This is a genomic window from Camelimonas sp. ID_303_24, from assembly GCF_053543495.1.
Map to the genome: position 1 here is coordinate 13,081 of NZ_JBLLJM010000010.1, position 23,993 is coordinate 37,073.

Below are 23,993 nucleotides of genomic sequence, written 5' to 3' on the forward strand. Positions count from 1 at the left end.
GACGCCATGGCCACCTGGACGCAGTCCGATATCGACAACCTCAAGAAGGCCATCGCCGAAGGTGTGCTGGAGGTGCGCTTCGCGGACGGCCGCCATGTCCGTTACCGCTCGCTGAAGGACATGCGCGAGACGCTCGAGATGATGGATGACGAGGTCAATCCGTCCGCCGCCCCGCGCCAGATGGCGACATTTGCCGTCCACTACCGGGATTGATCCATGCATCCTATCGACTGGCTGGTGTCGCAGGTCTCGCCTGCGGCAGGGCTGCGCCGTGCTCATGCCCGATCGGTGCTGGCCGAGTTGCGCTCCTACGAGGGGGCAAAGCTCGGCCGGCGCACGCAGGGCTGGCGCGCGCCCGGCGGCAGCGCCAATGACGCCATCCGGGGCAGCCTGCCCCGGCTGGTCAATCGCAGCCGCGACGTCATGCGCAACACCTGGTGGGGTCCACGAATCAAAACCACCTTTGTCAGCCACGCCGTTGGCTCCGGCATCACGCCGACCGTCAAGACGGGCAGCAAGGCCGCCAACAAGCGGGCCATCAAGGTGTGGCGCGAGTGGAGCAAGGCGGCGGACACCGAGGATCAGCTTGATATCAACGGTCTGATCGCCCTGGCCGCTGGCACGATCGTGGAGTCAGGCGAGGTGTTGGTGCGACGCCAGCACACGAAATTCGCACGCGGCAAGGTGCCGTTGCGCCTCCAGTTGCTCGAGGGGGACCATCTCGACACGTCTCGCGCCGGGCCGATGACGGATCAGGGCATCGCGTTTAACGCTGACGGCAGCCGCTCTGGCTACTGGCTCATGCCATTTCATCCTGACAACCGGATGATGGGCATGTTGCGCGGCGCGTCATCGTTGGTGCCGGCCAATGACGTGCTGCATGTCTATCGCAAGGACAGGATTGGTCAGGCGCGCGGTGTGCCGTGGGTGGCGCCGGTGCTGCTCAAGGGGCGGGATATCGCTGACCTTGAGGACGCAATTGCCGTAAAGGCAAAAACGGAAGCTTGCCTGTCGGTTTTCGTCAAGCGCACGCCCGGCAGTAATGCGACGCTCGCGCAAACGGTTGAGGAGCGCGTCGACAGCAAGCGCGGCGACGTTCGGCGGCGGCTCGAGATGCTGTCCCCAGGCATGATCAACTACCTGGAAGATGGCGAGGACATCGGCGCGGTGACGCCCTCGTCGTCGCTGGCATTTGACTCGGTGCAGGTTAACAACTGGATGACCCTCGCCGCTGGCGCAGGCATCACTTACGACCAGCTCACCGGCGATCTGAGGCAGGCAAACTACTCCAGCCTGCGCGCCGGAAAGATCGAGTTTCGACGTTTGATCGAGCAAATCCAGTGGCTGACGCTCGTACCGATGCTGCTGGATAAGATCTGGCGCTGGTTTGTCGACGCTGCACAGGATGCTGGCGTGCTGCCGCGCCGGGCCGATGGCTATCCGGTCGAGTGGATCATGCCGGCGGTCGAGCCAATCGACCCTCTGAAGGATCTGCAAGCCGACATCCTCGCCGTGCGCAGCGGTCGGATGACCTGGCAGCAATTCGTGGCCGGCTGTGGCTTTGATCCAGATGACCAGCTCGATGAGATCGAGAGCTGGCTCAAGGATATCGACGCCAGGGGCGTCGTGCTCGACGCCGATCCGCGCCGTGCGGCGCGCGGCGTCAAGGGCGCGGCTCAGACCGACGCCAAAACCCAGAACGACAATGAGGACTTAGCCGATGCCGCTTGATATTCCCGGCGCACTGCCGATGCAGACGCGCGATCTGCCCATTGGCGCGTCGGCTGTCAACGCCGACACGCGCACCGTCAGAGTCGTATTTTCGACAGGCGCTTCGGTCCGGCGCATGCGCTGGACGGGGTGGGATACAGCTGTGCCCTTTGACGAGGTGCTGGAGGTCAGCGCCAGGGCCGTGGATCTGACCCGCATGAATGCCGGCGGCCCGGTGCTCGACAGCCACTCAACCTGGTCGACAGGGTCGCAGGTCGCCGTGGTGGAGCGGGCATGGATTGCCGGCAACGAGGCTCTCGCCGAAATCCGGTTCCCGGCGGCTGGCATCGATGAGCGAGCCGACCGAATGTTTGGCCTCGTGTCTGACGGCATCATCCGCAACGTGTCGGTGGGATACATCATCGACCAGGCGCGGGTCATCGATGCCGAAAAGCGCGGCGAGGTCGAAAAGCGCATCGTTGAGCGATGGACGCCCACCGAAATCAGTTTTGTCACCGTCCCCGCTGATGCAGGCGCGCAAGTGCGCTCCGGCGCTGGCGAAGCTGTCACCTACCCCATTACCGTTACGCGGGCTGCGGCCCCAACTCAGGAGATCAGCATGCCAGGCGCTGCTGCGGCCGCAAACGGCCAGACCAACGACACCCCGACCCCAGAAACCCGGGCCGCGCCGATCGCGCCGCCCGCGGCTCCCGCTCCGGCGCCATCTGCTCAGGCCCCGGTCGCAGAGAATACCAGCGCCCGCGCTGCAGAGATCATCACCCTCGCCGAGCGCCACGGCATGCCGCAGGGCTGGGCGGCCGAACAGATCCGCTCGACCGCCACGCTCGACGCCGTGCGGGCCATTGTCCTCGACGCTGTCGCCGAGCGCTCCGCCGCGAATCAGATCAACAATCGCGTCCAGGTGATCACCGACGCCGGCGACACCCTGCGCGCCGCCGTCCAGAACGCCATCCTGCACCGCGCCAACCCGCAGGCCGTCCAGCTTGACGACGCCGCGCGGCAGTGGCGCGGCATGCGCCTGCTGGAGATGGGCCGGGTTTACCACGAGGAGACCACGGGCGAGCGCCTGCGCGACACCAGCTCCATGGAGCTGGCCGGACGACTGCTCGGTCTGGGCGGTGGCCTGTCGGTGCGCTCCGGCGGCATGTCGACCTCGGATTTTCCGATCCTGCTCGCCAACGTCGCCAGCAAGCGCATGCGCGATGCTTACGGCGCGGCCGTGCAGACCTGGAAGCCGTTCTCGCGCCAGTCAAACCTTCCAGATTTCAAGGAGCGGGCGGTTGTCGCGCTTAACGGCATCCCTGAGCTGAAGAAGATCCGGGAGGGCGGCGAGTACACCCATGCAACGCTTGGCGAGGGGGCGGAAAAGTACGCCCTGGCGACCTATGGGCGAAAGATCGCCATCACCCGCCAGACCCTGATCAACGATGACCTGGGCGCCTTCGATCGCCTGCCGTCGTTGTTCGCCCGTGCCGCCGCCGAGCTGGAAAGCGACATCGTCTGGGGCGTGCTGCTCAAGGCCCACAAGATGGGAGACGGCAAGGATCTGTTCCACACCGACCATGGCAACACCGGCACGGCGGGCGATCCGAGCGAAACCACGGTCAACGAGCTTGAACTGCTGATGGGCCAGCAGGTCGATGCGGCCGGAAAGCCACTCAATCTACCGATCAAGTTCCTGGCGGTCTCGCGCAAGCACAAGCTTGCGGCGCTCAAGCTGGTGTCGGCGATCACGGCCGCCAATACCGGCGACGTCAACGTCTATGCCAACAGCTTCGACATCATCGTGGAGGATCGGCTGTACAACAAGGCGGGCGCCTCGCCGTGGTTTGCCATTACCGACCCCGGCCGGTGGGACACGATCGAGTATGCCTATCTCGAGGGCGAGCAAGGCCTCTATACCGAGGAGCGCATCGGCTTTGACGTCGATGGCATCGAGATCAAGGGCCGCCTCGACTTCGCGGCCAAGGCCATCGACTTCCGCGGCTTTGGCAAAAATCCCGGCAATTGATCTGACCCGGGCCGCCTGACGGCCCGCCTCACCACCTATCCCGACATCGGAGCAACCCCATGAAAAACATGGTGCAACGCGGTCACTCGATGACCGTGACGGCGACGGCTGCCGTCAAATCCGGCGACCTTGTCCTGTCCGGCCTCGTACCGGGCGTCGCCTACACGGACGCAGCCAACGGCGAGGAGTTTGAGGCGGCGACGGACGGCGTCTTTGACCTGCCAAAGGCGGCTGGCGCAATCACGATCGGCGCCAAGGTCTACTTTGACGCCGCCGCCAAGAACGTCACCACCACGGCCAGCGGCAATACCGCCATCGGCCACGCGTGGGCCGCCGCCGCCAATGGCGACGCCAGCGTGTCCGTCAAACTGGCGGCGCTCTGACGTGACCATCTTCGACCGGCTCGCCGCCAAAACCGACAGCGTGTTTTTGCGGCACGGCGGCGAGCCGGTGATCATCCGCCCCATGGTCCCCGCCCGGGGCGCACGGATTGTCGCCGGCACAGATCTGGAGCGCGGCCCCGACGTCGAGACGACAGGCGTCCTGACGCTGGAGGCCCGCGTCGCCGGCCGGTCGCCGGTGATGGAGGCGGAGGAGACGGCCCGCCGCCCCGGCGCGCAGTCCGATCGTTGGATTTTGTCGCTGCCGTCCGGCTCGCTGCCCTGGCTCCCCAAGGTCGGCGATCTGGTCACCCGCGTCCGCAATGGCCAAGTGCTCAAGGTGGCGTCAGACGCCGCCCAGGATGAGACCTGGCTGCGCATTACCCTGTCTGGATAGATATGCTCGCCCAGCTTGTCCTGCGCCGCGCCGCCCTCGCCGCCATCTGCCCGCCAGCCTCCATCGGCGGCGTGTGGCCGACGATGGCGCAGGACAGGGTCTTTGACAGCCGTCTCGACGGGTATGACAAGTTCTCGGCCGCCGAGCCGCGCATCGCCATCGTCATCTACACCGAGGAGATGCGCTCGCAGCCTGGGTCATCAGTCAACGGACACCCCCACATACCGACCGTGCAGCTCATCTTGCAGGTCACCGCCCGGCAGCTGGTCGACGTCGACGATGATTTGTCACTCGGCATGCCATCGTCTGATCCTTTGCTCGAGGCGGCGATCGACACCACGTGCAGCCAGATCCTGCATCGCCTGATGATCAAACCTCAGGCGGTATTTTATCAGGCGCGCGCCAAGGTGGCAGACCAGAGCAGCGAGCCCTACCGCGAGTCGGAGGGCGGCTCGCCCCTCGCCGCACGCGCCGTCATCCTCAGTTGCCAGATGCCGCGTGACTACGGATCGCCCGCCTGGGCGCGCAAGGTCGCGGCGTTGCTCCCAGACGGTGACGCCGGCCGTCAGATCATCGAGGCCGCCGCCGCCGCGCTCGAGGCGACCATGGCCCTCGACATCCAGACGCCGCTGACCGGCGTCGACATCACCAAGGTCACGCCGATCGGCTGACCGCCGCTGGAGCATCCCCATGGAGATCTACGTCAAGCCCGCGCCCCGGCGCCGGGTGCGCGTCCCTGCGCGCGCTTACGCCGTCCTGCCGCCGGCGGGCGACAGCCTGCCGCGCGACGCCTGGCTGATCCGCCGCCTCGCCGCTGGCGACCTTGTCGAGGCGACCAACCCCAACAGCGAGCCGGCGGCAACGCCTGCGCCCGCCCCGAAAAAGTAACCGGAGCCGCAGCCCATGGCCGTGTCCTTTAATCAGATCCCCGCCTCGCTCCGGGTCCCCGGCATGCGGATGGAGGTCAACAGCGGTGAGCGGCCCTATCAGGGCCAGTCCCGCATCCTGTTTATCGCTCCCAAGCTCGCCGCTGGCACTGCGCCAGCCGGCGCGCCGATCCGTATGCCGTCCAATCCCATCGCGGCGTTTGGCGCGGGATCGATCGCCGCCGAGGTGGCGTTGCTGGCCCGCCGTCAGGCGGCGGTCTACGAGATGTGGTTTTTGCCGGTTGCTGATCCGTCCGGCACGGCAGGGGCGCAGACGGTTACCGTCAACAGCGTGCCGGCCGCTGGGGCGTATCCATTGTGGGTGCATGGTCGCCGTCGCAGCATCACCGTCGCCGGCGCCGACACCACGGCGACCCTCGCCGGCAAGATCGCCGCCGCGATCCAGTCGCCCTACTATCTGTCTGGCCTGGCCACGGCCATCACTCCGCCGGTCACGGCGGCGGCGACAACCAACGTCGTCACCATCACCGACCGGCACACGGGCGTGGTCACCGGCACGGATAGCCGCGTCGACTTTGCGCTCTATGACGAGACGTCGGCGCTCGCCGCCGCCGTGACGGTCGGGGCGGTCACGGCCGGCACCGGCGCGCCTGATCTCGCCATGGCCCTCGCCGCGCTCGGCGACACCGCGATTGACTGGTACGGCTGCGTCTTTGACGACTCCGCCAGCATCGATGCGCTCAGTGATTTTGTCACCGCGCGCTGGGACCCGATGTCGATGCAGTACGGCCTTGCCGTGTTTGCGCGGCAGGATACCTATGGCGCCCTCGCTGCTGCTGGCGACACCATGAACGATCGGGCGCGCATCCTCATCGGCCAGTACGACAGCCCGGACAGCAAGTGGGCCATCCTGGCGCAATGCACGGCCGGCCTCGCCGAGTATTACGATCTGGGCGCCACACTCACTGAGGCGCAGCGGCTGGCGAGACCGTGCAACGGCCGCATCTTGCGCGATCTCAACCCGCCCAGATCCGGCGGCAATGCCTTTGACACGTCCGAGCGCAACGCCCTGTATTATGACGGCGTCTCGCCCCTGACCTGTACGGCTGATGGCAAGGTGACGTTCGAGCGGGTGATCACGACGTATCAGCATGACGATCAGGGCATGGACGATATCAACTATCTCGATATCAACTACCCGCTGATCGACATCTACACCGTCCGCTACACCGCCAACTATGTCTGGGGCGTCCATGCCAACACCTCGGCGGCGGGCGATATGGAGCCGTATCACCCGGCCCAGTCGCGCCCCAAGGATGTGCGCGCCAGCTTTGGCCACGCGCTTAGCAAGCTGCGCAACGAGGCGCACATCCTCGAGGACATCGACGGCATGCTCAAGCGGCTGGTGGTCGAGCGCTCGAGCGATCCGACCCGCATCAACGCCGAGATGTCCATTGACCGGGTCAATCCGCTGCACGTGCTGGCGGTTAACGTCCAGGCGTCCGCCCAGTTTCAGTCCTGATTCACTGGCCGGCATCGCCGGCCAGCCCCCTGACCATCGCCCCGGAGAGACCCGATGCAAACCTTTGGCGAGTGCAGCTTCACGATCGGCGGGCGGTCTTACACCGCCCGCGCCTCGGCCGAATTGACCAATGTCGGTCTGGAGACCGCCGTCGAGGGCAATATCGACGGCAGCGTCTACCAGACCGCCAAGACCAAACCGTCCGTCATCAAGCTGGACCTCGAGGATCCGCTGGAGGGCACGTTTACCGCGGCAGACATGGTGACGCCGCAGGACGTGACCTTTGTCGAGGAGCACCGTGGCGTGACGCACCTCTACACCGCCGCCAAGGCAATCGGCGAGCCGCAATATGCTCCCGACAGTGGCGCGATCACCAACATCAGCTTTGGCTGTCAGCGCGCGAATTACCGCCGCGTCGGCGGCTGACGCATATATATAAGGAGCCCGCGCCATGGCCGAGGCCGTCGTCAAACTCATCAAGCCACTTACTGGCCACAAGGGGCCGATCACCGAGTTGCGCTTCCGCGAGCCGGTTTTCGGAGACCTGAGACGCCACGGAGAACCATTCGCGCAAGCCTTTGGCCGCGATGGGATGGTGATGCGCAGTATCGATCATCAGGTGGTCAGCGGCTATGCCCGCGATCTCGTTGATGACGTTGATCCACTTCTGCTCGACCGCTGCAGCATTCAGGACTCGATCGCCATTTCGGACGTGATTATCGGTTTTTTCTTACCGCCGGCGGCAGAGCCGGCATCGAGCAGCGAGCCGACGAACTCGTTTTCGCCCTCGGATGGGACGCCGCCGCTGTCGATCGGATGACCCTATCCTCCTTGATCTGGTGGCACGGGCGGGCAGTCAAATATCACGAGACGCGCCGCAAGCGCGGTAAGTAAGGGGGCTCTACCGTGGCCGATAAGGTGATGACCGCCGAGGCCCGCATCACGGCCTCTGACCGTACTGGCGGAGTTTTCGCCAAGCTGGCGCGACAGATGGGGATGATGTCATCCTCGGCGCGTGCTTTGTCAGGCACCCGCTTTGCGAATGCAGGCGCCGCCGCCATGGGCCGCCAGATGCGCATGGCGGAAAAAATGAATGCCTCCATGACCGCTCTCGCGCCAATGGCTGCGCGGTACATCGGTCCGGCGGCGGCGGCTTACGGGGCAACCAAGGCTGTGCGTGCATACGCGGACGTCGAAATGGCTATGACCCGCGTGGCCATCACAGCCAATGCCACCGATCAGCAGGCTACTAAGGCGCTCCAATCTTTCCGCACGCAGGGGCCCGCCATGGGCGTCACCGCGAAGGAGATGGCGAGTGCCGCAGATATCTTTGTTGCTGCGGGTCTTGAATGGGATACCGCCATCGGCTCAGTACCAGCCACCGTCAAGGCCGCCAAGGCCTCCGGCGGCACGATAAGCGACCTCACCGGCGCTGGCGTGGCAGCTATCCAGCAGTTTGGATTTACCGCCAACACGCTCGGCGAAGCGTTCGACCTCATGGCTTACGGCGGCAAGATGGGTCGCTATGAGCTGAACAGCATGGCGAAAGATTTGCCAAGCATCGGCGCTGGCGCAAAGCAGCTTGGTCTTACCGGAGCTGCCGGTTTGGCAAAGACAGTGGCAGCGCTGGAAATTATCCGCGAGTATACCGGCACATCCGATGAGGCCGCCAACAGGTGGGAAAATATTGCCCAGAAGGCTTTTGCGCCAGAGACGATCAAGAACTTCAAAAAATTTGGCATCGACCTTGAAAAGCGGATCAAGGAGGGCGCGAAGCGCGGCGTCGATGGCCTACAGGTGCTCCTCGAAGAAACCATGAAAGCGACGGGCGGCGACCGCTTCAAGGTGGGTCAGCTGTTCGGCGATGCGCAGGTACTGCAGGGCATGATGGCGCTGCTGCCAAATTTAAGGAGATTGGCCGACGACACCAGCAAGATCCGGACTAATTCTGCCGGCACAATTGACCAAGATGCAGCGAGAGTAGCCAAAACTGCGGATGCAGCGATAAACAGGATGTCTGCATCGTTCGATAGGTTGATGGGGCTGTCTGGAGAGCTGCTATCAAAAGTTGCAGTCCCCGTCATGGATACGGCCTCGGATATCATTGAAAGCCCGAACAAGCCTCGTGATCCAAACTGGAACGCACGCGCCAATAAATGGTTGAATTATTTGACGACTGGCGAAGCTTCTCCGTTGCCATTGGATGAACACGTCAAAAATTGGGGACCAAAGGAAGATGAGCGCTTGTGGCGCGCAAAGCTTGAGCGGGAGAAGCAGGCCAACAGCAAGGAGCTTGAAAAGCCAGAGCTAGACGAAAAAAGATGGGCGCCCCCGTCTATGCGGAGACATGTGCGCGAAAAGCGCAGCCGTCTGGAGGCGGCAAATCGCGATATAGATAGGCGCTTGGCTGACATGGACCGCTTCAAGGCGGAAGCTGACGCCATAGCGCATCGCGCAACGGTAATGTCTGCGGCCAATGCCAAATGGGACATGCGGTCACAACCAGTTGCCCCAATCGGCTCGCCACTCCGCGGGGATGGCATCGCCAACGTGGGAGGTGATTTTTCATTATCCCGGCGTCTGCCAGCGCCGGGGGCATGGGACAGAAAGCCGGAGCCTTACATCAAACTGCCTGCCACTTCCCCTATGCCACCTGAGCGACCAGCATCACTGGCCCCTTCCTCCGCTCCCATTCTTGGCAACATCAACGACGTGCTGGGCGGTGGAAAAATCGAAGCATCCATCAAACCAGATCAGGTCAAGGCCGAGCTCTTCGGGTCCGCCGACGTCAAGGGCGAGGCGCAGGTCAATGTCGTCGTCAAGATTGATGACGGTGCGCTTGTGCGTGGGTTCGCCGAATTGAAGCAGGGGATGATGCAATTGCGCGGCGAGATCCGGGCCGGGAAGTCATCGGCCACCTCCATGCCGATGTATGAAAAGTGAGTGCTATGAGAACAGGTATGGCGACAGGCTCTCGATACTCTTACCCGTCATCAAATCCGACGCAGACAAAATCCGGTCTGCCCGCAAGGTCCGCGCGTCGTTGCGCACGAAGCACCACACGATGCAGTAGACTAGGTCGCCATCCTCTCGAATCGCGAGAAGGAAAACGTCCCGCTCAGTAACCACCCCGTCCTCATCGGCATATTCGATCCTAAACTGCGGCTTGATCGCCGCGTTGACCGTACCATTGATCGTCCTGCGGTGGGCTTTGATGGCAAAGTTGGTCGGGCGCACCCTCTCCGGGCGTTTCATCGCGCCATCTGAGGCTGCCGGGGCTGGTGGCTCGTAACGCACACCCGCGCCCCGCGATGTCAGGCGCTCAGGGTCTATGTCGACGGGCGGCGGCGGCGGCTTGGGCTGTCTCAACCATGCCCGGACGCAGAGATAGATAACGCACGCCGCGACCGCCACCAGAAAGATGCCGCCAATATCCATGATGCCCCCCCCAGCTCCAAGTATAAAGTACACATCCTGCCCATCCACTAAAGCGAATAAGGATCACGCCCATGACGGCGCTGGACGAATTGTCACCGGCGTCGTTTGCCGGCGTGCCTTTTCACATCGAGCGCGAGGTCACGTCCGGATCCCGCGCCGTCGCCATCCATGAGCTGGCGGGCGCCGACGATTGGGTGACGCAGGATCGCGGTCTCAAGGCATCGCGCGCCCGGTTGCTCTGCTATGTGGCGGAGATGGCCGGCGTCAAACCCAACAGCTACGCGCTTTGGGCGGCGTGCGAATCCGGCGTTGGCCTGCTCTCACTGCCCCATGCGCCCCCGCGCATGGCCTGGCCGCTTGAATGGGAGCGCGCGCAGGAACGCGACAAGATTGGATTTGTTGCCTTTGAGATCAGCTTTGCGGATGAGCCGCCAGCCATGCTTGGCGTCTCTCCGCTGCTGGCGCCCGCAGCCGTTGCCAGCGGCTTTGTCGCCCTCACCTCCGCGCTCGGGAGCGCTCTGTCATGATGCAGCTGGATACGGCCCGCGCCCGCCTTGCCTGGCTGTCGACGGCGGCGGCGATCGGCGCGGCGCTGCAAAGCCGCGCGGCGCGTTTTGTGGACGGCGACGTGCGCAAAGCTGTCTCCGCCGCCATGCCAGGCTTTATCGGCGTCGACCTGTCTGACCCGGATCGCGGCCACATCCTTGCGGGCGCCATTGCGCAGGTGATGGATGCTCTGCGCGTCTCCGCTGACCCGGAGGCGGCGCAACTGCTGGTGGATTGCGCCGCTGATATCTCTGCGGCGGACATCGCCGCCGCACCGCAACGCCCGCCGGTGGCCGATCAGGCCATTGTGCTGCCGACGCCCTCGCCGCCTGGGCCCGCCCCCCGCGCTCTATCGCGCCAGCTGGCGCGGCAAACTGCGGCGGCGGTGCGCGATGCGCTCCGCGCTATGGCCTGCGTCGCCTATGCCCGCCGGGTGATGGCGACGACATACGCCACACGCGATGACGCCCTGCACGCCCGGGCGGGACTGACCGCGTTGTTTGCGCCGCTGCTCGATACCGGCGCGCTGGATCAGGTCAGTTACGGGCTGGTCGCCAAGGCATGGGGCGACGCATCAGGCCATCTGCTGGATCAGGCCGCCGGGCTCAAGCGGATCATCCGCGTCGAGTCCTCACGCCCCCTGCCCGCCACTCTGCTGGCCTGGCAGATCTATGGCGACACCACCCGGGCCGGCGAGCTTGTTGCCCGCAACCGCGTCGCCACCCCGGCATTTATGCCGACCATCATTGAGGCAATCTCCCCATAGGAGCCGCGATGGCAGACGAGTCAGTTGTCATCGAGGCGGACGGCGCGCCGCTCGACGGCGTGCTGCGCCTCACGTTGAGCTATGGAGCGACCGAAGGCGTGCGCAAAGCCTCCATCACCATGGTGGAGCGTGATCGACGCTTTGTCGCCCCGCCCGGCGCCAAGATCCGGATTACCGATGACGGCGCCCCCGTGCTCACCGGCATTGTGCGGGACTACAGCAGCGCCGCGATCAAGGAAGGCCGCGAGATCACCCTGTCGATCGAGAGCAATACCTGCGACCTGGCCGAGTGCTCCTGCGTCCACAAAACCGGCAGCGTCAAACGAAAAAAGCTGCACGAGGCAGCCGACGAACTGGCCAAAGGCGACGGCGACGGCTTTGCCGCCAAAATCAAATCCGAGGGCGCGTTTGACCCGATCGACAAGGTGACCACGGTCCCCGGCGAGACGGTGTTTGAGCTGATGGAGCGCTATGCCCGATCGCAGGGCGCCTACATCACCGACGACGCCAACGGCGATCAGGTGCTGTTCAAGGGGGTTCGCGGCCGGCACTCCGGCGTGCTGGCCCTGCCTGGCAACGTCATTGCGGCGCCCAACGCCACCTTGAGCGAGCGCAACAAATTTAGCGAGACCCGGGTGCGCGGCCAGTCCGCCCGCAAGCACGGCAAGGCCGACCTGCGCTCCGAAGGCATCACCAAAAACACCGCCGTCAAACGCTACCGCCCGCAGGTGATCAACCATGAGGGCGAGGCGGATGCCCAGCGCCTGCGCAAGCGGGCTGGCTATGACCAGCAACGCGCTGGCGCAGCCTCGGCGACCGCCACCATGATCGCGCCAGGCTGGCGCGCCGACGACGGAAAGCACTGGCAACCCGGTTACATCATCGCCGTCGACGCCTGGGATGAGCTGCGCATCGAGGGCGACATGGCGATATCCAGCGTCGTCCTGCGTTGGGACAAAGAGGACAAGGTGGGCAAGACCGCCGTCCTCGAGCTGCGCGACCCCGGATCGTTTGGCGAGCAGGCCAAAAAAGGCGCGTCGGAGCGATACGAATCCGCCTGGGATTTTGTCGACCCCGAACCCTATCTCAATATGGATGGCCCATGATCCGCATCGAGATCACGTCCGTCCGTGACGACGGCGACCTGCAGCTCATCAGCGGCAGGACGCAGGCGGGCGAGGAGATTGAGGACGCCGTGCGCATCCAGGGGCACGGCCTCACCACCCATCCGCCCGTGGGCGCCATCGGCATCGTGGTGTTTTTGTACGGGCGGCGCGACATGCCCTCCTGCATTGGCATCGAGGACCCGAGCCTGCGCGTCAAAAACCAGCAGGCCGGCGGCGCGACGCTTTATGACCACAAGGGCAATGCCCTGCGCCTCTCCGGTGACGGCGGCTCCGCTCTGGTGAGCGAGGCCGGCAACACTGTCGTCGGCGCCAAGGCCGGGCAAACCCGTGTCGGCGGCGACGGCTCGGGCTCCTATGTCCGCGTCATGACCGAGAGTGGCCCCTCCAGCACGGTGTTTGCCCGCCTATGACCCGCATCCTTGACCCGGCCGGCAACGCCGCGCCGTCATCGCCGGATCTTGTGTTGATCGCAGATCCGGTGCTCGGGGCCGATCGCGCCGATTTTGCCCTTTCCGGGCCCAGCGACCAGCACAATCCGCTGGGGCTCCGCGCCGGCCAGACCCTGGCCACGGCCATCGCGCTCTGTCTGATGACCGACGCGCGCGGCGCGGCTGATCCGGATGACGGCGACCAGATCGACCTGCGCGGCTGGCCCGGTGATGGCTTTGACGTCGACGCCGCGCGCGGCGAAGCGGCGCTCGGCAACACGGTGTGGGAGCGATTCCGCTGGCCGGCCGACGCAGCCAACGCGAGCCAGATCGCCGCCAGATTTACCGCGGCGCTCGAGCCATTGCGCCGTCAGCGCGCCATCGGCGAGACCCGGTTTGAGGCGACCCCAGATCCGGCCAGCAACCGGATCACCATCAACGTCCGCATCGCCGCCCCATCGGGTCGCGTGATCTACGACGGCCCCTTTGCCGGGCTGTGGGAGGCCATCCTTGCCGTTCGCGATCCCCTCTCTCCTCGATAAATCACGGGCGGTCTGGGGCTACATCCGCGCCCGCCTCCCCGGCGCTGACGGCGAGATCTGGCCCAACAATCTGCGCATCATCGGCAAGGTCATCAGCATGGCAGTCCACGATGTGGACCTGCGGGCGGAGTACCTTTTCCGGCAGATTTTTACCTCGACCGCCGAGCGCGCCTATCTCGACCTGCACGCGTACGAGGTCGGCCTCGTGCGCCGGCCTGCGGCGCAAGCAACCGGCAACGTCATCATGGCGGCCACGCCGGGCGTCACCTTTGCAGCCGGCATCCGCCTGGTGCGCAACGACGGCGTATTTTTTGTCACCACGGCTCCGGCCACGGCGGTCGGCAACTCTGTCACCTTAGCCGTGCAGGCGGAGGATGCTGGCGCGGACGGCAACACGCCCGCTGCCGCGGCCATGCGCGTGGCGGCAAGCGTGCCCGATCTTGCAGATTCCGGAGAGGTTGGCCCTGCCGGGCTTGGCGCTGGCGCTGACGGCGAGCTGGATGACCTGCTGCGCGGGCGCATCCTCTACCGCAAGCGCAACCGCACGCGCGGTGGCAATGACAATGACTACAAGGAGTGGGCGACAGAGGTCCCGGGTATCGCCCGGGCGTTTGTGCGCGGCTGGATGCCGGGGGCTGGCGCCGTGTCAGTCTATCCGATCCTGACCGGCTCGGGCTCCGCCGCCATCCCGACCGTCCCGGATCTGGAGGCGGTCGCCGCCCACATCGAGACCAAACGGCCAGCGACGGCCACCGTCTACGTGTTGCAGGCGACCGCCCGGGTGATCGACGTGTCGGTGCATATCCGGCCAGACACGACGGCGATCCGCGCCGAGGTCGTCGCCGAGTTGCAGGACATGTTTGATGAGCGCGCCGTAGTCGCCTTGCCCAGCGATGGTGACCGCTTTGACGTGGAGTGGATCAGCGCCGCTATCCAGTCCGCCATTGGACTGGATAGCCATGACCTGATTGCGCCAGCCGCCGACATCATGCTGACCACCGGCCAGTATCCGGTGCTTGGCAGCGTCACGTGGATGCCCTGATGCCGTCCCGCACCTTTGTCGTTCCGGCGGCGTCGCCCGGCTATCGCTGGCCGGCGACGCTGCCCCCTATCACCTGCCCCGCTATCCTCGGCGGCGTCCCTCCCATCCCCCTTGATCGCCTGTCGGCTCCAACCGGCGACGTCCTGTTGCCACAAGTCATCGCGGTCGCGCCGCGTGGTCGCGCCTGGCAGACTGATGAGACCAGCGGCCCAGTTGGCGCGACGGTGCAGCACAAGCTCTGGGCCGTAGTGGCTGACGCCGTTGCTGGCGCTTACGCCACTCTGACCCGTGCAGTCGGCGCGGCGTTTCCGTCCGCAGCCGACGAGGGTGGGATCGCGTCGTGGGAGTATGACTACGGCCTCCCCGACCCTTGCCTTGGCCAGACGCCGGGCCTCGAGGCGCGGCGACAGGCGGTGCGTGGCGCATTGGTCTCGGCCGATGACGCCAGCATCCAGGCGATGGTCTGCGCCGCCGCGGCGATTGGCTACGACATCCAGATTGAGGAGTGGGACGCCTTTGAGTGCGGTTGGACCGGCTTTGGCGAGGCCGGATTTGGCAGCCCCGATCTGGCGTTTGAGTTTCTGGTCATCGCCCCAAATCTGCCCCTGACGTGGATCGCGTTTGGCGAAATTGGCTTTGGTAATGAAGGCTTTGGCTCGTTTCCGCCGGATGGCCTCGTCTGCCTGATCCAGCACATCAAGCACTCCCACACGTGGGCGCACTACAGCATCGAAGGAATCATGGCATGAAAAAGTGGTCGCCCATTGCATACCCGGGCCCGGGCGATACGCACGTCAACGCCGACATGAGCCTTGGCCAGCGCGGCTCATGGCCTGACGGCGTAGGCTATCAGCAGATGATGGATGAGCTTTGCGCCGTCGTCGACAAATCCGGCATGACGCTGGATGGCGCTGCCTCCACCCAGCTCGCCCAGGCCATCCGCTCCCAGTCTCTCAACTACCGGGAGGCCGCCGGCACGGCCAACGCCCTGACGGTGGCGCTTGATCCGGCTGTGACGGATGCCCCGGCGGATGGCATGGTGCTGAGGGTGTTGCCATCAGCGACCAACACCGGCGCTGCAACACTCAATGCTGGCTGGGGGGCAATGCCAATCAGGTATCCAGGCGGCGGTGCGATTGCGGCTGGTGAGCTGGTATCTGGGGTCGCGGTGTATCTGATCTATGTCGGCGGCGTCTGGCAGGTCGTCAATCCGATCAAGCTTTTCGAGCGTCAGACGCCGGTGCGCGCCAAAAAGACCGCGCTGTTTACGCCGGGATATCCATTGGCTGACATCCCGGCGGGGAGCGTCCTGACCGAGGTCATGGTTATAACCGTCAGCGGCACCCGATACGCCGACATCCTGATGTACTGCGGGTTTAAAAATAACCACGCGTCCGCATCTGTTGACTGCCGTGGCCGGGTGCGGGTCAAAGACGGGGCCACCGTCGTAGAGACGTCACAGTATCTCGGCGTCGTTGTTGCGCCAAACGGCATCCAGTCATCGGTCACCGTCCGCCACGTGGCCCAAAACCTCGATCCGGCCAAGGCCTACACAATCCAGCTTGTCGTGGACAAGGGCGCGGCCGTTGGCCCGCTTGCCGTCGCTGACCCCTATCTCCTTGCCCTGACGGAGTGACGCCATGACTTACTATACTCAGACGCTCAGCAATGGAGCTGTGGCCTTTGGCGAGGGGGATACCGTCCCAGATGGCGCGGCGATCATGAGCGAGGCAGACTGGCATGCTCAGCGCGAGGCTGCGATTGCGGCGGCCATCCCCGCGCGATCACTCACCGAGATCGCGGCGGACAAGCGCTGGCAGATCGAGACAGGCGGGATCACGGTGGGCGGCGTGCCGGTTGCGACGGATGATCGCTCCAAGACCATGATCATGGGCGCTCGCATAAAGGCGGATGCGGACCCGGATTATAGCGTCGGCTGGAAAGGCGCGGACGGCAGTTTTGTCAGCCTGGCCGCTCCGGAGATCATCGCCATCAGTGATGCGGTGCTGGCCCACGTGGACGCCTGCTTTGCCGCTGAGGCGGCGGTGACCGCTGCCATCGCTGGCGGCGACATCACCACGACGCAGCAGATCGATGACTGGCCTTGGCCGGCCTGATCCACGGCACAATTTGACCATTACTCACCCGCTCATCTGGCGAGGCTTTTTTCTTGGAGCGAGCAATGCGCATGACCTTAGTGGTGCCGATGAAGATACCGGTTAGCCAAAATGGTTCGACCGCAGCACAGGTTCGCAAGGCGTGCCGGCGCACAGACCGCAAGGTTCAGCCTAATGATGGATCATGAAGCCCCTTCCTCTTCATCCAATTCAGTTGAGTCACTGGCTTTGCGCCATTCCACATCCGGTGCGAAGTCAAGCGCGATTTGAATTGGCTCTAAGTCGGGATTCTGTGAATTCCATCGGTCAGCATCGTAGGTCAAATGCACCGCGTCACCCACCATCTGCTCACGTCGTTTGGTAAGCGAGCGATGCATTTGCGGCCTCGTGGCATCATCGATGTCTACAAATACGAATGACACCTGCCCATCTGCATGTTCGATGGGCAATGAATGATATGCGCGATATGGCCTGTTGGTCTTTTCATCTCGACGCAGTTCTTCGCGAGCGGCAACGCTTATCTCACGTGCCAAGAGCTCGCGAGGATCCTTCGGCTGGGGCAATTCTACCCCATTCTTTAGGGCGAATTCCGCGATCCTTTTCGGATCTAGCTCGGTCTCCCCCGTCATAGCCCGATAGAGAGCTATGATCTTTTGGAGCTGCTTTTTGCCGGCCAAGTCTTGTTCCCCCTTTACATTTCGATCGGGTGGACATTTCCCCAGCCGTCAACCTCAGCAGTGGGGAGAATGAAGTCGCGAACAGGCGCGAGGTGGCTCCGGAACTGAGCAAACTTTCCCGTTCGGAACTGGAGTTGTCCTGCAACAAGGCCAGGGTGAACTTTGATTGCCTTGGCGAAGCCGATCAGATCTCGCTCAGAGAAATAAGGAGCTTTTCGGGCGATGAAAGCATCCATGTCCCTTTTAGGAACGCAGAACTCACGTGCTTCTTCGTTTGCAATGCGCTCCCGAACGTCCAGTTCGCTATCCAGTTGCCGTGCGATGTCAACGTCGATGACAGCGCCATCGAGGCCATCGCGACGGCGGACATGTTCAAGTTCATGCCGGAGAACAAACAGGAAATTGTCGATCCTGTCGAACCGGATGGACATGCCGATCACAGGGGCTTTCTCGTTGAGCCAAAAACAGGCCCCGTCGATCTTGCCTCCAGGGAGGCCCTCTACGACCACAAATCGTATGCCAGATTCAGCCAGTATCCGTGGAACTCGGGCCATGTGTTCCGGATGGGAACGAAGCACATGAATCTTGGAGATTGCGTCCTCGACCCTTTGCGGAGAATAGGGGCCAATCAGCATTTCGCTCGCGATCGTTCTTACACGATGCAACCAAGCCATTTGCGCCGGCGTCGCGCTTGCATGGACTTCCGTCTTTTTCGCAGCAAATGCGAAGCCAGAAACATCTTCGATCCGGTTCACCTTGAAGAAGCGACAAAGCGCGGCCTCAACTGCGTCTGGATCCCGTGTGTCGTCAGTATCGATCCAGCCACGCTTGATCATTTCAGCAACGGGCAAGCCCCCATAGATATTCGCGCGGATTGCACGTTTGGGATCGGGCCTCGTTTCAATGCGGGCCTTGGCCAAGTCATAGCTGGCCTGCAGGCTGACAAACTGCTGGGCTGGAATTCCAAAGACTTCCTCAAGAGCGATTGCCATCGCAGCATCGACGGGGCGCTTGTCGCTCGCGAGTTTGCTTACAATCGGATCATTCACGCCAAGCACTATCGCCAACACGCGGTTCGTCCAACCACGCTCGCGAAGAAGCTCGGTTATCAGTTGCCCTGGTGTCCGCGCGTCCGAATTGCTCATGATCCACCTAAAATAGCGAGTTTGCGCAAAAAGGCAAACTGACAATACGCAGCATCGGGTTGTGCACGTGGCCCGGTTAAATGATCGTGAACCGGCCCGCTGCAAGGCCCGGCTGTCGCAGGGTGCGCAACCAAGTCCCAAGACATTTCGCTGCCGTTGGGCGGCCTCTCAATAGGTGATCCATGCAAATCGAGGATCTACAGCGCGCCCTCCTGGCGCGGGGCTTTGACGTGGGTAAAGCTGGAGCTGACGGCGATTTTGGCCCATCGACCCTGGCGGCGCTCAAGGCATATCAGCGCGCCAACGGCCTGACGGATGGCATCTGGCCCGGGCCCGAGACGCTGGCTCTGCTCGCCACGCCGCCGCCCGCCGAACAGCGGATGAGCGCTCTCGGCCTGGCCGCTCTGATCGCCCGCGAGGGGCGCAAGCTCACCGCCTACAAGGATAGTGTTGGCGTCTGGACCATCGGCGTTGGCCACACTGCCGCGGCGGGCGCACCAGCCCCTAAGGCCAGCATGACCATAACGGCGGCCGAGGCAGACGCCATCTTTGCCCGCGATATTGTCCAGTACGAGCGGGCAGTGCGGTCAGCCATCAAGGTCCAACTGGCTGACCATGAGTTCGATGCGCTGGGCTCCATTTGCTACAACATCGGCCAATCCGGGTTCGCCGGGTCGACCTTTGTCAGGCGGATCAACGAGCGAGCGTCAGCTGCCAGCATCCGCGAAGCCATTCAGATGTGGCGCAAGCCGGCGGAGATCATCTCGCGCCGAACGGCCGAGGCGGATCAGTTCGCCACGCCATACAGCGTCGCCATGCCGAAGGCACGCTCGACCGACGCGACCCGCGTCAAGGTCTGATCCTCGCGGCCCCGCCGCAAACTCCCGGAGACAACATGCATATCCTCAAACTGATGGCAGCCGCCATCGGCATGCTGGCGCTCGCCGCGTGCCAGTCGGCCAACAACCCAACCGCATGGGGCCAGATCGCGGCAGGCGTCGCCACCGTGGTCGGCGAAACCAAAATCGACCCCAAGATTGAGCAGGTGAGCAGCAAGCTCGCCCGCTACTGCGTCGAGGTGCAGACGGCGGCGCTGGCTGTCGACCTGTTTGCGCCGGTCAAGGTGCAGCAGGCGGCCATGGACGCCCGGGCCGTGGTCCGCACGTTTTGCGCGAGCCCGCCCATGTCTGTTGCGACGGCGATCACCAGTCTTGCCGCGGCGTATGCGGCCATTGAGGCCGCCCGCAAGGGAGGCGGCGCATGAATACCAATCTTACCCTGCCAATCCGGCAGGCGCTGATCGGGCTGGGGCCGCTGATCGCGATGCTTGGCGTGATGGATGAGGCCCGCTGGGCCGATATCTCCGGTCCACTCGCCGTGGCGATCGGAGCTATCGTCTGGCTGACTGGCACTCTCTGGCAGTGGTGGGTAAGCCGCCCGGCCGCAAAGGTCGCCCAGGTAGCGGCGCTCCCTGGCGTCATCCACGTGGTGACCGACGATCCCAAACTCGCGGCTGCGGCCGACGCGGGCAGCAGGGCCAACAAGGTCCCATAAGGAGACGTCATGGCTGATGCGCCGCCGCCTGATCTGCTGGCCTATTGGCTGGGAGTGCGTGCGATTGATGTTGCGGCCGGCCTCGGCGGCGGGCTTGTCCGCGGGCTGGTCAATCCCTCGTACACCTGGCCCATGCGGCTGACGTCCGCCGTCGTGGGCGCCATCACCGCCGGCTATCTCACCCCGCCGGCCGCCCGGGTCGCCGCCCAATGGTATGCGGCATGGGGCGGCACGTCGGGCGAGGTGACCGGAGCCGTGGGGTTTTTTCTCGGCCTTTGCGGGATGACGGTAGCCGAGATGCTGCTGCGCTGGGCGCGACACTGGCGGGATAAGGCCCCGCCTCCGGCCCTGCCACGATGAGATTTACCTGCGCCGGTCTCTGGCGCGGGGCTACGTCGTCGCATTGACTCTTCGCCGCCAATGTTCCTATTTCGTTCTCATTATAGCGAGATGGGATCATGCCTGACAAGTCCCCACTTACCTTCGCGAATCCGCCTACACTCGAAACGGAATTGCGAGAATATCCCTACGTTTCCATACGGTTTCGCTGCTATTTCTGCCCCCGCCATGCGGACGTCAGGGCCGTGGCCTGCGCGGCAAAATACGGCCACCGCGTCACCATGGGTCGCCTGCTGTTCCTCTTCCGGAAAAGGTGCCGGTGGTCTGACGAGCGCATTCGGAAGCCGCAAAAATATGGGATGCGGTGCAGCGGGTATTGCTATGATCTGTTTCGCGAGCGGCCGGCGGACGTGCCGCCGTTCGGGGATCAGGTCAAGCCATTTCCGTAGAGGTCCGGACGATGTGCAACCTATACACCCAGACCAAGGGGCCACAGGCGATCATCGAGCTTGCACGGGCCATGCGGTCGGACGCCGGCAATCTCCAGCCTGCCGACATCTATCCGGATTATCTCGCCCCGATCGTCCGCAACGACGACGGGCAGCGCGTATTGGCCATGGCCCGCTGGGGCATGCCATCATCGCGTCAGGCAATCTATGAGGCAGCGACCAAGCGGGCCGACAAGCTTCGCGCCAAGGGCAAGGACGTCGATTTTGACGAGTTGCTCAGGATGGAGCCGGACAGCGGCACAACCAATGTGCGCAACACCAAGTCCCGACACTGGCAGTCATGGCTCAAGCCTGAGCATCGCTGCCTTGTGCCGCTTACGGCCTTCAGCGAGCCAGGCCGCGATGCCGGCGGCAAATACAAGCCAATCTGGTTTCGGCTCCGCAGCGATGATCCGGAGCCGCTGGCGTTTTTTGCCGGGATCGAGCTAAGGGGCTGGGAGGGTGTCCGCAAGATCAAGACAGGTTGGGAGACGGCGGACCTGTTTGCGTTTTTGACCTGCGAGCCCAATGGCGTGGTGCGGCCAATCCACCCCAAGGCCATGCCAGTGATCCTGACGGCTCCCGATGAGATCGAGGCGTGGATGCGGGCGCCGTGGGCCGAGGCTAGCGCACTACAGCGTCCGCTGGCGGATGACGCGCTGGAGGTGTTTGAGCGGAGATAGACCAGCCGTGCTCCACCGGCCGCGTCGGGATATCCGCCAGCGACCAGCCACGCCAGGTGCTGATTTGGCTGTCAGACTTGCCCCTCAACCATTTGGCAACCTGGCGCAGGCCGGCGTAGGCGTTGCGCCACGGATGGGGCGCAAACAGATCCGCATTGTGCTCGCACCAGAGGCGCAGGTTACGGACCTCGCGGCGGTAGCCGGTCGGGTCAATGACGATCCAGACGCTGGCGTTGATATTGGTCTCAAATCTCCCTGATCGGGGCGACAGCTTTGCGGCCGCAACGCCAATTGGCTGCACGCGGCTCGCCCGCTCCCGCCGCTCCCGGGCAATACGGACCTTTGACCCCTCGCCGTCCCACATCTCGCGGATGCTGGCCCATCCCTCGGCGCGCAACTCTGCCGCGCAGGGAGCGGAGCAGGCAATCTTGCGGGATTTTATCTGAGCCTCAAATGTGGTCAGGCAGGTCGGGCAGGCGCGAGTGCGCAAGGCATTGCGGCTGCGGCTTGCAGGCGGCATGGATCAATCCCTGAGATTGAGGAGACAATGGGGCGTCTTTTGATCCACGCCGTGAGGCGACAAGGCAGGTTAACCTGTCACTTTCCGTCGTCAACATCCCCCAATGCCAGCATGAGCAGTTTTGCATACCGAAATGGTCTGCCGCTCTCGATCCCGTCCAGCGTCCTCACGGGGATGCCCAGGGCATCGGCGGCCTCCTGTCGCGACCGCTTGCCGCGCCATGCGCGCAGCTTCCCGGCGACCTCGGCGTCAGTCGGGCCAGTATTAACTGGCGCGCCAAGAGTCTCGCTCTCCATCAAGCCCAGGGCCGCGCGCACCCGTTGCGGCTTGTCTGTTTCGATCCACGCCCCCAAGCCATCGCGCAGGGCGCGGAAGGCCCGGCCATCGAGCAACCCGCTCGTATTACGGTAGATCAGCACGCCATTGCCGTAGCTCGACAGCGGGTGATTGACGGTCCAGCGGAGCGCCCGCGAGCGCTCGCCCGGAATCTGGAGGATATAGGGCATCATCTGGCCTCACTGTGTCGGTCAAAATTGAGGGCGATGGTCAACAGGGGGATGCGCCCCCTCATCTTGCTCGGGCTGGCCCGGTTGAGCCTGACGATCTCGCTCAGGACGCTATGCGGCAGTTCATCGCCCAACATCACCGCCTGGATGACGCCAGCGATCAACTGCTCACGGCGGGGGCTGTCAATCAGGCTGTAGGCCCAACCTATAGTGCGGTTGCTTTGCGGGTCGGCGGCGCGAAGCCGCGCCCGGAACATCGCAAAATTGCGCCCTGCCTGCTGACCATCGATCACATGATACAGGCGCGCCCACAGCCGGCCCGGCGCTGTGACTGACACGACGGCAACATGCACATCGCCCGGATAGGCCCCGTCTCCCGCATCAACCGCGCGCAGCTCTGCCAGGTCGCGCATGGCGATCAGATCTGGCGTCGGATCAATATGCGGATGACCCTCTACCCAAGCCATGATCGCAGTGTCATTGATGCGGACGGTGGACGGACGGTCGGCCAGCCAGCGCAACGCCGCTGCATAGGCCGCGCCGTCGATGGCAGGCGGCAGCACAGCCTCCTCCTGCTCGTAGCTTGACGCAGCGGGCAGATTGGCGCTGACAAGTCGGGTCATGGCAGAGCCAGGCATGATCTGAACGCGGGGGTTTGAGCCCGTGTCCGGCGCATAGGCTCGCGACCAGGCCGCGCGAATGGCATGGTTATTCTGCGGCGACCGGCCGTCGATCCGGAGCGCGATAAATCCGGCCATTGGCCCCACGTCAATGGCGGGCGGCGACGCAGCGAGAAACGCCAGAATTGCCCGCGCATCGGCGTCATTGACGCCAGCCAGCACGCTCTTGTGCAGCTCCTGCATGGCGCGCCGGCAGGTCTGGGCGCGAGGCCTGTTGCCGCCAAACCAGTAATCCCGTCCGCCCGACAAGAACGCCGCGGCGACATTGCTGGAGCGCGCTGGCGGGATAGGCAGGATGTCCGCCGTATCCCCCTTGGCGCGTGGTTGCAGCCCGAGAAACGCCCCATCTGCCGACAGCAGGATATCAGCCGCAACCGATGCCGCGGCAAACCCCTTGGCTGGCAGCTTCCGGGTTGCCGTCAGATCGCCATGCAGGCGCACGAGAGCGGAGAGCAAATCTGGCATCG

At 64.1% G+C, this 23,993-nt stretch carries 31 protein-coding genes; 25 read left to right on the top strand and 6 right to left on the bottom strand.

What is annotated here, in order from left to right:
• Window positions 1–6 precede the first annotated feature (6 nt).
• The 11 genes from ACERNI_RS10740 (at window position 7) to ACERNI_RS10790 (ending at window position 9,871) form a co-directional block, all read left to right on the top strand.
• The gene (locus ACERNI_RS10740; RefSeq protein WP_448833290.1) at window positions 7–213 is read left to right on the top strand and encodes a phage head-tail joining protein; all 207 of its coding nucleotides are present in this window, start codon (window positions 7–9) and stop codon (window positions 211–213) included.
• A 3-nt stretch (window positions 214–216) separates the two neighbouring features.
• Complete coding sequence (locus ACERNI_RS10745) at window positions 217–1,731, top strand: phage portal protein (protein WP_448833291.1); 1,515 nt, start codon at window positions 217–219, stop codon at window positions 1,729–1,731.
• A complete protein-coding gene (locus ACERNI_RS10750) occupies window positions 1,721–3,742 on the top strand; it encodes a prohead protease/major capsid protein fusion protein (protein ID WP_448833292.1) in 2,022 nt (673 codons plus the stop codon). The genes ACERNI_RS10745 and ACERNI_RS10750 overlap by 11 nt, the downstream gene beginning before the upstream one ends.
• A gap of 59 nt (window positions 3,743–3,801) precedes the next feature.
• Window positions 3,802–4,125 (top strand): DUF2190 family protein, encoded by a 324-nt coding sequence (locus ACERNI_RS10755; RefSeq protein ID WP_448833293.1) that lies wholly within the window; start codon window positions 3,802–3,804, stop codon window positions 4,123–4,125.
• 1 nt (window position 4,126) lies between these two features.
• A complete protein-coding gene (locus ACERNI_RS10760) occupies window positions 4,127–4,519 on the top strand; it encodes a hypothetical protein (protein WP_448833294.1) in 393 nt (130 codons plus the stop codon).
• A gap of 2 nt (window positions 4,520–4,521) precedes the next feature.
• Window positions 4,522–5,190, top strand: coding sequence for a hypothetical protein (locus tag ACERNI_RS10765; protein ID WP_448833295.1), 669 nt, complete (start codon window positions 4,522–4,524; stop codon window positions 5,188–5,190).
• A gap of 19 nt (window positions 5,191–5,209) precedes the next feature.
• On the top strand, window positions 5,210–5,407 hold the full coding sequence (locus tag ACERNI_RS10770) for a DUF2635 domain-containing protein (RefSeq protein ID WP_448833296.1): 198 nt from the start codon (window positions 5,210–5,212) through the stop codon (window positions 5,405–5,407).
• 15 nt (window positions 5,408–5,422) lie between these two features.
• On the top strand, window positions 5,423–6,928 hold the full coding sequence (locus ACERNI_RS10775; RefSeq protein WP_448833297.1) for a hypothetical protein: 1,506 nt from the start codon (window positions 5,423–5,425) through the stop codon (window positions 6,926–6,928).
• Window positions 6,929–6,982: 54 nt separating this feature from the next.
• The gene (locus ACERNI_RS10780) at window positions 6,983–7,354 is read left to right on the top strand and encodes a hypothetical protein (RefSeq protein WP_448833298.1); all 372 of its coding nucleotides are present in this window, start codon (window positions 6,983–6,985) and stop codon (window positions 7,352–7,354) included.
• Window positions 7,355–7,379: 25 nt separating this feature from the next.
• A complete protein-coding gene (locus ACERNI_RS10785; RefSeq protein ID WP_448833299.1) occupies window positions 7,380–7,748 on the top strand; it encodes a hypothetical protein in 369 nt (122 codons plus the stop codon).
• Window positions 7,749–7,834: 86 nt separating this feature from the next.
• On the top strand, window positions 7,835–9,871 hold the full coding sequence (locus ACERNI_RS10790) for a phage tail tape measure protein (protein WP_448833300.1): 2,037 nt from the start codon (window positions 7,835–7,837) through the stop codon (window positions 9,869–9,871).
• A 3-nt stretch (window positions 9,872–9,874) separates the two neighbouring features.
• On the opposite strand, the gene ACERNI_RS10795 is transcribed toward ACERNI_RS10790, so the two are convergent.
• A complete protein-coding gene (locus ACERNI_RS10795) occupies window positions 9,875–10,366 on the bottom strand; it encodes a WYL domain-containing protein (RefSeq protein WP_448833301.1) in 492 nt (163 codons plus the stop codon).
• A 71-nt stretch (window positions 10,367–10,437) separates the two neighbouring features.
• Between ACERNI_RS10795 and ACERNI_RS10800 the strand changes: the two genes are divergently transcribed.
• The 9 genes from ACERNI_RS10800 to ACERNI_RS10840 all read left to right on the top strand — a co-directional run bounded on the left by ACERNI_RS10800 (window position 10,438) and on the right by ACERNI_RS10840 (window position 16,934).
• Window positions 10,438–10,893 (top strand): DNA circularization N-terminal domain-containing protein, encoded by a 456-nt coding sequence (locus ACERNI_RS10800; protein WP_448833302.1) that lies wholly within the window; start codon window positions 10,438–10,440, stop codon window positions 10,891–10,893.
• Window positions 10,890–11,678, top strand: a complete 789-nt coding sequence (locus tag ACERNI_RS10805) for a hypothetical protein (protein ID WP_448833303.1) — start codon at window positions 10,890–10,892, stop codon at window positions 11,676–11,678. The genes ACERNI_RS10800 and ACERNI_RS10805 overlap by 4 nt, the downstream gene beginning before the upstream one ends.
• Window positions 11,679–11,686: 8 nt before the next feature.
• Window positions 11,687–12,784, top strand: a complete 1,098-nt coding sequence (locus ACERNI_RS10810) for a hypothetical protein (protein ID WP_448833304.1) — start codon at window positions 11,687–11,689, stop codon at window positions 12,782–12,784.
• The gene (locus tag ACERNI_RS10815; protein ID WP_448833305.1) at window positions 12,781–13,215 is read left to right on the top strand and encodes a phage baseplate assembly protein domain-containing protein; all 435 of its coding nucleotides are present in this window, start codon (window positions 12,781–12,783) and stop codon (window positions 13,213–13,215) included. Before ACERNI_RS10810 ends, ACERNI_RS10815 begins: the two co-directional genes overlap by 4 nt.
• A complete protein-coding gene (locus tag ACERNI_RS10820) occupies window positions 13,212–13,775 on the top strand; it encodes a phage GP46 family protein (RefSeq protein WP_448833306.1) in 564 nt (187 codons plus the stop codon). Before ACERNI_RS10815 ends, ACERNI_RS10820 begins: the two co-directional genes overlap by 4 nt.
• Entirely contained in the window at window positions 13,744–14,817 is a 1,074-nt protein-coding gene (locus tag ACERNI_RS10825; protein ID WP_448833307.1) for a baseplate J/gp47 family protein, read from the top strand. Before ACERNI_RS10820 ends, ACERNI_RS10825 begins: the two co-directional genes overlap by 32 nt.
• Window positions 14,817–15,566, top strand: a complete 750-nt coding sequence (locus ACERNI_RS10830; protein WP_448833308.1) for a hypothetical protein — start codon at window positions 14,817–14,819, stop codon at window positions 15,564–15,566. Before ACERNI_RS10825 ends, ACERNI_RS10830 begins: the two co-directional genes overlap by 1 nt.
• Window positions 15,563–16,453 (top strand): hypothetical protein, encoded by an 891-nt coding sequence (locus ACERNI_RS10835; protein WP_448833309.1) that lies wholly within the window; start codon window positions 15,563–15,565, stop codon window positions 16,451–16,453. Before ACERNI_RS10830 ends, ACERNI_RS10835 begins: the two co-directional genes overlap by 4 nt.
• Window positions 16,454–16,538: 85 nt before the next feature.
• On the top strand, window positions 16,539–16,934 hold the full coding sequence (locus ACERNI_RS10840; protein WP_448833310.1) for a DUF4376 domain-containing protein: 396 nt from the start codon (window positions 16,539–16,541) through the stop codon (window positions 16,932–16,934).
• Between the two features lie 182 nt (window positions 16,935–17,116).
• Here the strand turns inward: ACERNI_RS10840 and ACERNI_RS10845 are convergent, their stop codons facing one another.
• Together ACERNI_RS10845 and ACERNI_RS10850 are read right to left on the bottom strand one after the other, a co-directional pair.
• Window positions 17,117–17,611, bottom strand: a complete 495-nt coding sequence (locus tag ACERNI_RS10845) for a hypothetical protein (RefSeq protein WP_448833311.1) — start codon at window positions 17,609–17,611, stop codon at window positions 17,117–17,119.
• 14 nt (window positions 17,612–17,625) lie between these two features.
• Window positions 17,626–18,756, bottom strand: a complete 1,131-nt coding sequence (locus ACERNI_RS10850; RefSeq protein WP_448833312.1) for a hypothetical protein — start codon at window positions 18,754–18,756, stop codon at window positions 17,626–17,628.
• Window positions 18,757–18,938: 182 nt separating this feature from the next.
• Here ACERNI_RS10850 and ACERNI_RS10855 point away from each other — a divergent pair, with 182 nt between their 5' ends.
• The 5 genes from ACERNI_RS10855 (at window position 18,939) to ACERNI_RS10875 (ending at window position 21,820) form a co-directional block, all read left to right on the top strand.
• The gene (locus ACERNI_RS10855) at window positions 18,939–19,616 is read left to right on the top strand and encodes a glycoside hydrolase family protein (RefSeq protein WP_448833313.1); all 678 of its coding nucleotides are present in this window, start codon (window positions 18,939–18,941) and stop codon (window positions 19,614–19,616) included.
• 35 nt (window positions 19,617–19,651) lie between these two features.
• Entirely contained in the window at window positions 19,652–20,020 is a 369-nt protein-coding gene (locus ACERNI_RS10860; protein WP_448833314.1) for a hypothetical protein, read from the top strand.
• The gene (locus ACERNI_RS10865; RefSeq protein WP_448833315.1) at window positions 20,017–20,310 is read left to right on the top strand and encodes a Pam3-gp28 family putative phage holin; all 294 of its coding nucleotides are present in this window, start codon (window positions 20,017–20,019) and stop codon (window positions 20,308–20,310) included. Before ACERNI_RS10860 ends, ACERNI_RS10865 begins: the two co-directional genes overlap by 4 nt.
• Window positions 20,311–20,319: 9 nt before the next feature.
• On the top strand, window positions 20,320–20,670 hold the full coding sequence (locus tag ACERNI_RS10870) for a hypothetical protein (RefSeq protein WP_191318058.1): 351 nt from the start codon (window positions 20,320–20,322) through the stop codon (window positions 20,668–20,670).
• A 439-nt stretch (window positions 20,671–21,109) separates the two neighbouring features.
• Window positions 21,110–21,820: an SOS response-associated peptidase gene (locus ACERNI_RS10875; RefSeq protein WP_448833316.1), complete on the top strand. Its 711-nt coding sequence runs from the start codon at window positions 21,110–21,112 to the stop codon at window positions 21,818–21,820.
• Here ACERNI_RS10875 and ACERNI_RS10880 read toward each other — a convergent pair.
• The 3 genes from ACERNI_RS10880 to ACERNI_RS10890 form a co-directional block, all read right to left on the bottom strand.
• Complete coding sequence (locus ACERNI_RS10880) at window positions 21,762–22,340, bottom strand: hypothetical protein (RefSeq protein ID WP_448833317.1); 579 nt, start codon at window positions 22,338–22,340, stop codon at window positions 21,762–21,764. The two genes, ACERNI_RS10875 and ACERNI_RS10880, sit on opposite strands and share 59 nt — an antisense overlap.
• Window positions 22,341–22,417: 77 nt before the next feature.
• On the bottom strand, window positions 22,418–22,849 hold the full coding sequence (locus ACERNI_RS10885; RefSeq protein ID WP_448833318.1) for a hypothetical protein: 432 nt from the start codon (window positions 22,847–22,849) through the stop codon (window positions 22,418–22,420).
• Complete coding sequence (locus tag ACERNI_RS10890) at window positions 22,846–23,991, bottom strand: type I-C CRISPR-associated protein Cas8c/Csd1 (RefSeq protein WP_448833319.1); 1,146 nt, start codon at window positions 23,989–23,991, stop codon at window positions 22,846–22,848. Before ACERNI_RS10890 ends, ACERNI_RS10885 begins: the two co-directional genes overlap by 4 nt.
• Window positions 23,992–23,993 lie beyond the last annotated feature (2 nt).

Excerpts from the sequence above, each read along its gene's own strand:
- ACERNI_RS10740 (WP_448833290.1), top strand. The coding sequence starts at position 7 with ATGGCCACCTGGACGCAGTCCGATATCGACAACCTCAAGAAGGCCATC.
- ACERNI_RS10745 (WP_448833291.1), top strand. The coding sequence starts at position 217 with ATGCATCCTATCGACTGGCTGGTGTCGCAGGTCTCGCCTGCGGCAGGG.
- ACERNI_RS10750 (WP_448833292.1), top strand. The coding sequence starts at position 1,721 with ATGCCGCTTGATATTCCCGGCGCACTGCCGATGCAGACGCGCGATCTG.
- ACERNI_RS10755 (WP_448833293.1), top strand. The coding sequence starts at position 3,802 with ATGAAAAACATGGTGCAACGCGGTCACTCGATGACCGTGACGGCGACG.
- ACERNI_RS10765 (WP_448833295.1), top strand. The coding sequence starts at position 4,522 with ATGCTCGCCCAGCTTGTCCTGCGCCGCGCCGCCCTCGCCGCCATCTGC.
- ACERNI_RS10770 (WP_448833296.1), top strand. The coding sequence starts at position 5,210 with ATGGAGATCTACGTCAAGCCCGCGCCCCGGCGCCGGGTGCGCGTCCCT.
- ACERNI_RS10775 (WP_448833297.1), top strand. The coding sequence starts at position 5,423 with ATGGCCGTGTCCTTTAATCAGATCCCCGCCTCGCTCCGGGTCCCCGGC.
- ACERNI_RS10780 (WP_448833298.1), top strand. The coding sequence starts at position 6,983 with ATGCAAACCTTTGGCGAGTGCAGCTTCACGATCGGCGGGCGGTCTTAC.
- ACERNI_RS10785 (WP_448833299.1), top strand. The coding sequence starts at position 7,380 with ATGGCCGAGGCCGTCGTCAAACTCATCAAGCCACTTACTGGCCACAAG.
- ACERNI_RS10795 (WP_448833301.1), bottom strand. The coding sequence starts at position 10,366 with ATGGATATTGGCGGCATCTTTCTGGTGGCGGTCGCGGCGTGCGTTATC.
- ACERNI_RS10800 (WP_448833302.1), top strand. The coding sequence starts at position 10,438 with ATGACGGCGCTGGACGAATTGTCACCGGCGTCGTTTGCCGGCGTGCCT.
- ACERNI_RS10805 (WP_448833303.1), top strand. The coding sequence starts at position 10,890 with ATGATGCAGCTGGATACGGCCCGCGCCCGCCTTGCCTGGCTGTCGACG.
- ACERNI_RS10810 (WP_448833304.1), top strand. The coding sequence starts at position 11,687 with ATGGCAGACGAGTCAGTTGTCATCGAGGCGGACGGCGCGCCGCTCGAC.
- ACERNI_RS10815 (WP_448833305.1), top strand. The coding sequence starts at position 12,781 with ATGATCCGCATCGAGATCACGTCCGTCCGTGACGACGGCGACCTGCAG.
- ACERNI_RS10820 (WP_448833306.1), top strand. The coding sequence starts at position 13,212 with ATGACCCGCATCCTTGACCCGGCCGGCAACGCCGCGCCGTCATCGCCG.
- ACERNI_RS10830 (WP_448833308.1), top strand. The coding sequence starts at position 14,817 with ATGCCGTCCCGCACCTTTGTCGTTCCGGCGGCGTCGCCCGGCTATCGC.
- ACERNI_RS10835 (WP_448833309.1), top strand. The coding sequence starts at position 15,563 with ATGAAAAAGTGGTCGCCCATTGCATACCCGGGCCCGGGCGATACGCAC.
- ACERNI_RS10840 (WP_448833310.1), top strand. The coding sequence starts at position 16,539 with ATGAGCGAGGCAGACTGGCATGCTCAGCGCGAGGCTGCGATTGCGGCG.
- ACERNI_RS10850 (WP_448833312.1), bottom strand. The coding sequence starts at position 18,756 with ATGAGCAATTCGGACGCGCGGACACCAGGGCAACTGATAACCGAGCTT.
- ACERNI_RS10855 (WP_448833313.1), top strand. The coding sequence starts at position 18,939 with ATGCAAATCGAGGATCTACAGCGCGCCCTCCTGGCGCGGGGCTTTGAC.
- ACERNI_RS10860 (WP_448833314.1), top strand. The coding sequence starts at position 19,652 with ATGCATATCCTCAAACTGATGGCAGCCGCCATCGGCATGCTGGCGCTC.
- ACERNI_RS10865 (WP_448833315.1), top strand. The coding sequence starts at position 20,017 with ATGAATACCAATCTTACCCTGCCAATCCGGCAGGCGCTGATCGGGCTG.
- ACERNI_RS10870 (WP_191318058.1), top strand. The coding sequence starts at position 20,320 with ATGGCTGATGCGCCGCCGCCTGATCTGCTGGCCTATTGGCTGGGAGTG.
- ACERNI_RS10875 (WP_448833316.1), top strand. The coding sequence starts at position 21,110 with ATGTGCAACCTATACACCCAGACCAAGGGGCCACAGGCGATCATCGAG.
- ACERNI_RS10880 (WP_448833317.1), bottom strand. The coding sequence starts at position 22,340 with ATGCCGCCTGCAAGCCGCAGCCGCAATGCCTTGCGCACTCGCGCCTGC.
- ACERNI_RS10885 (WP_448833318.1), bottom strand. The coding sequence starts at position 22,849 with ATGATGCCCTATATCCTCCAGATTCCGGGCGAGCGCTCGCGGGCGCTC.
- ACERNI_RS10890 (WP_448833319.1), bottom strand. The coding sequence starts at position 23,991 with ATGCCAGATTTGCTCTCCGCTCTCGTGCGCCTGCATGGCGATCTGACG.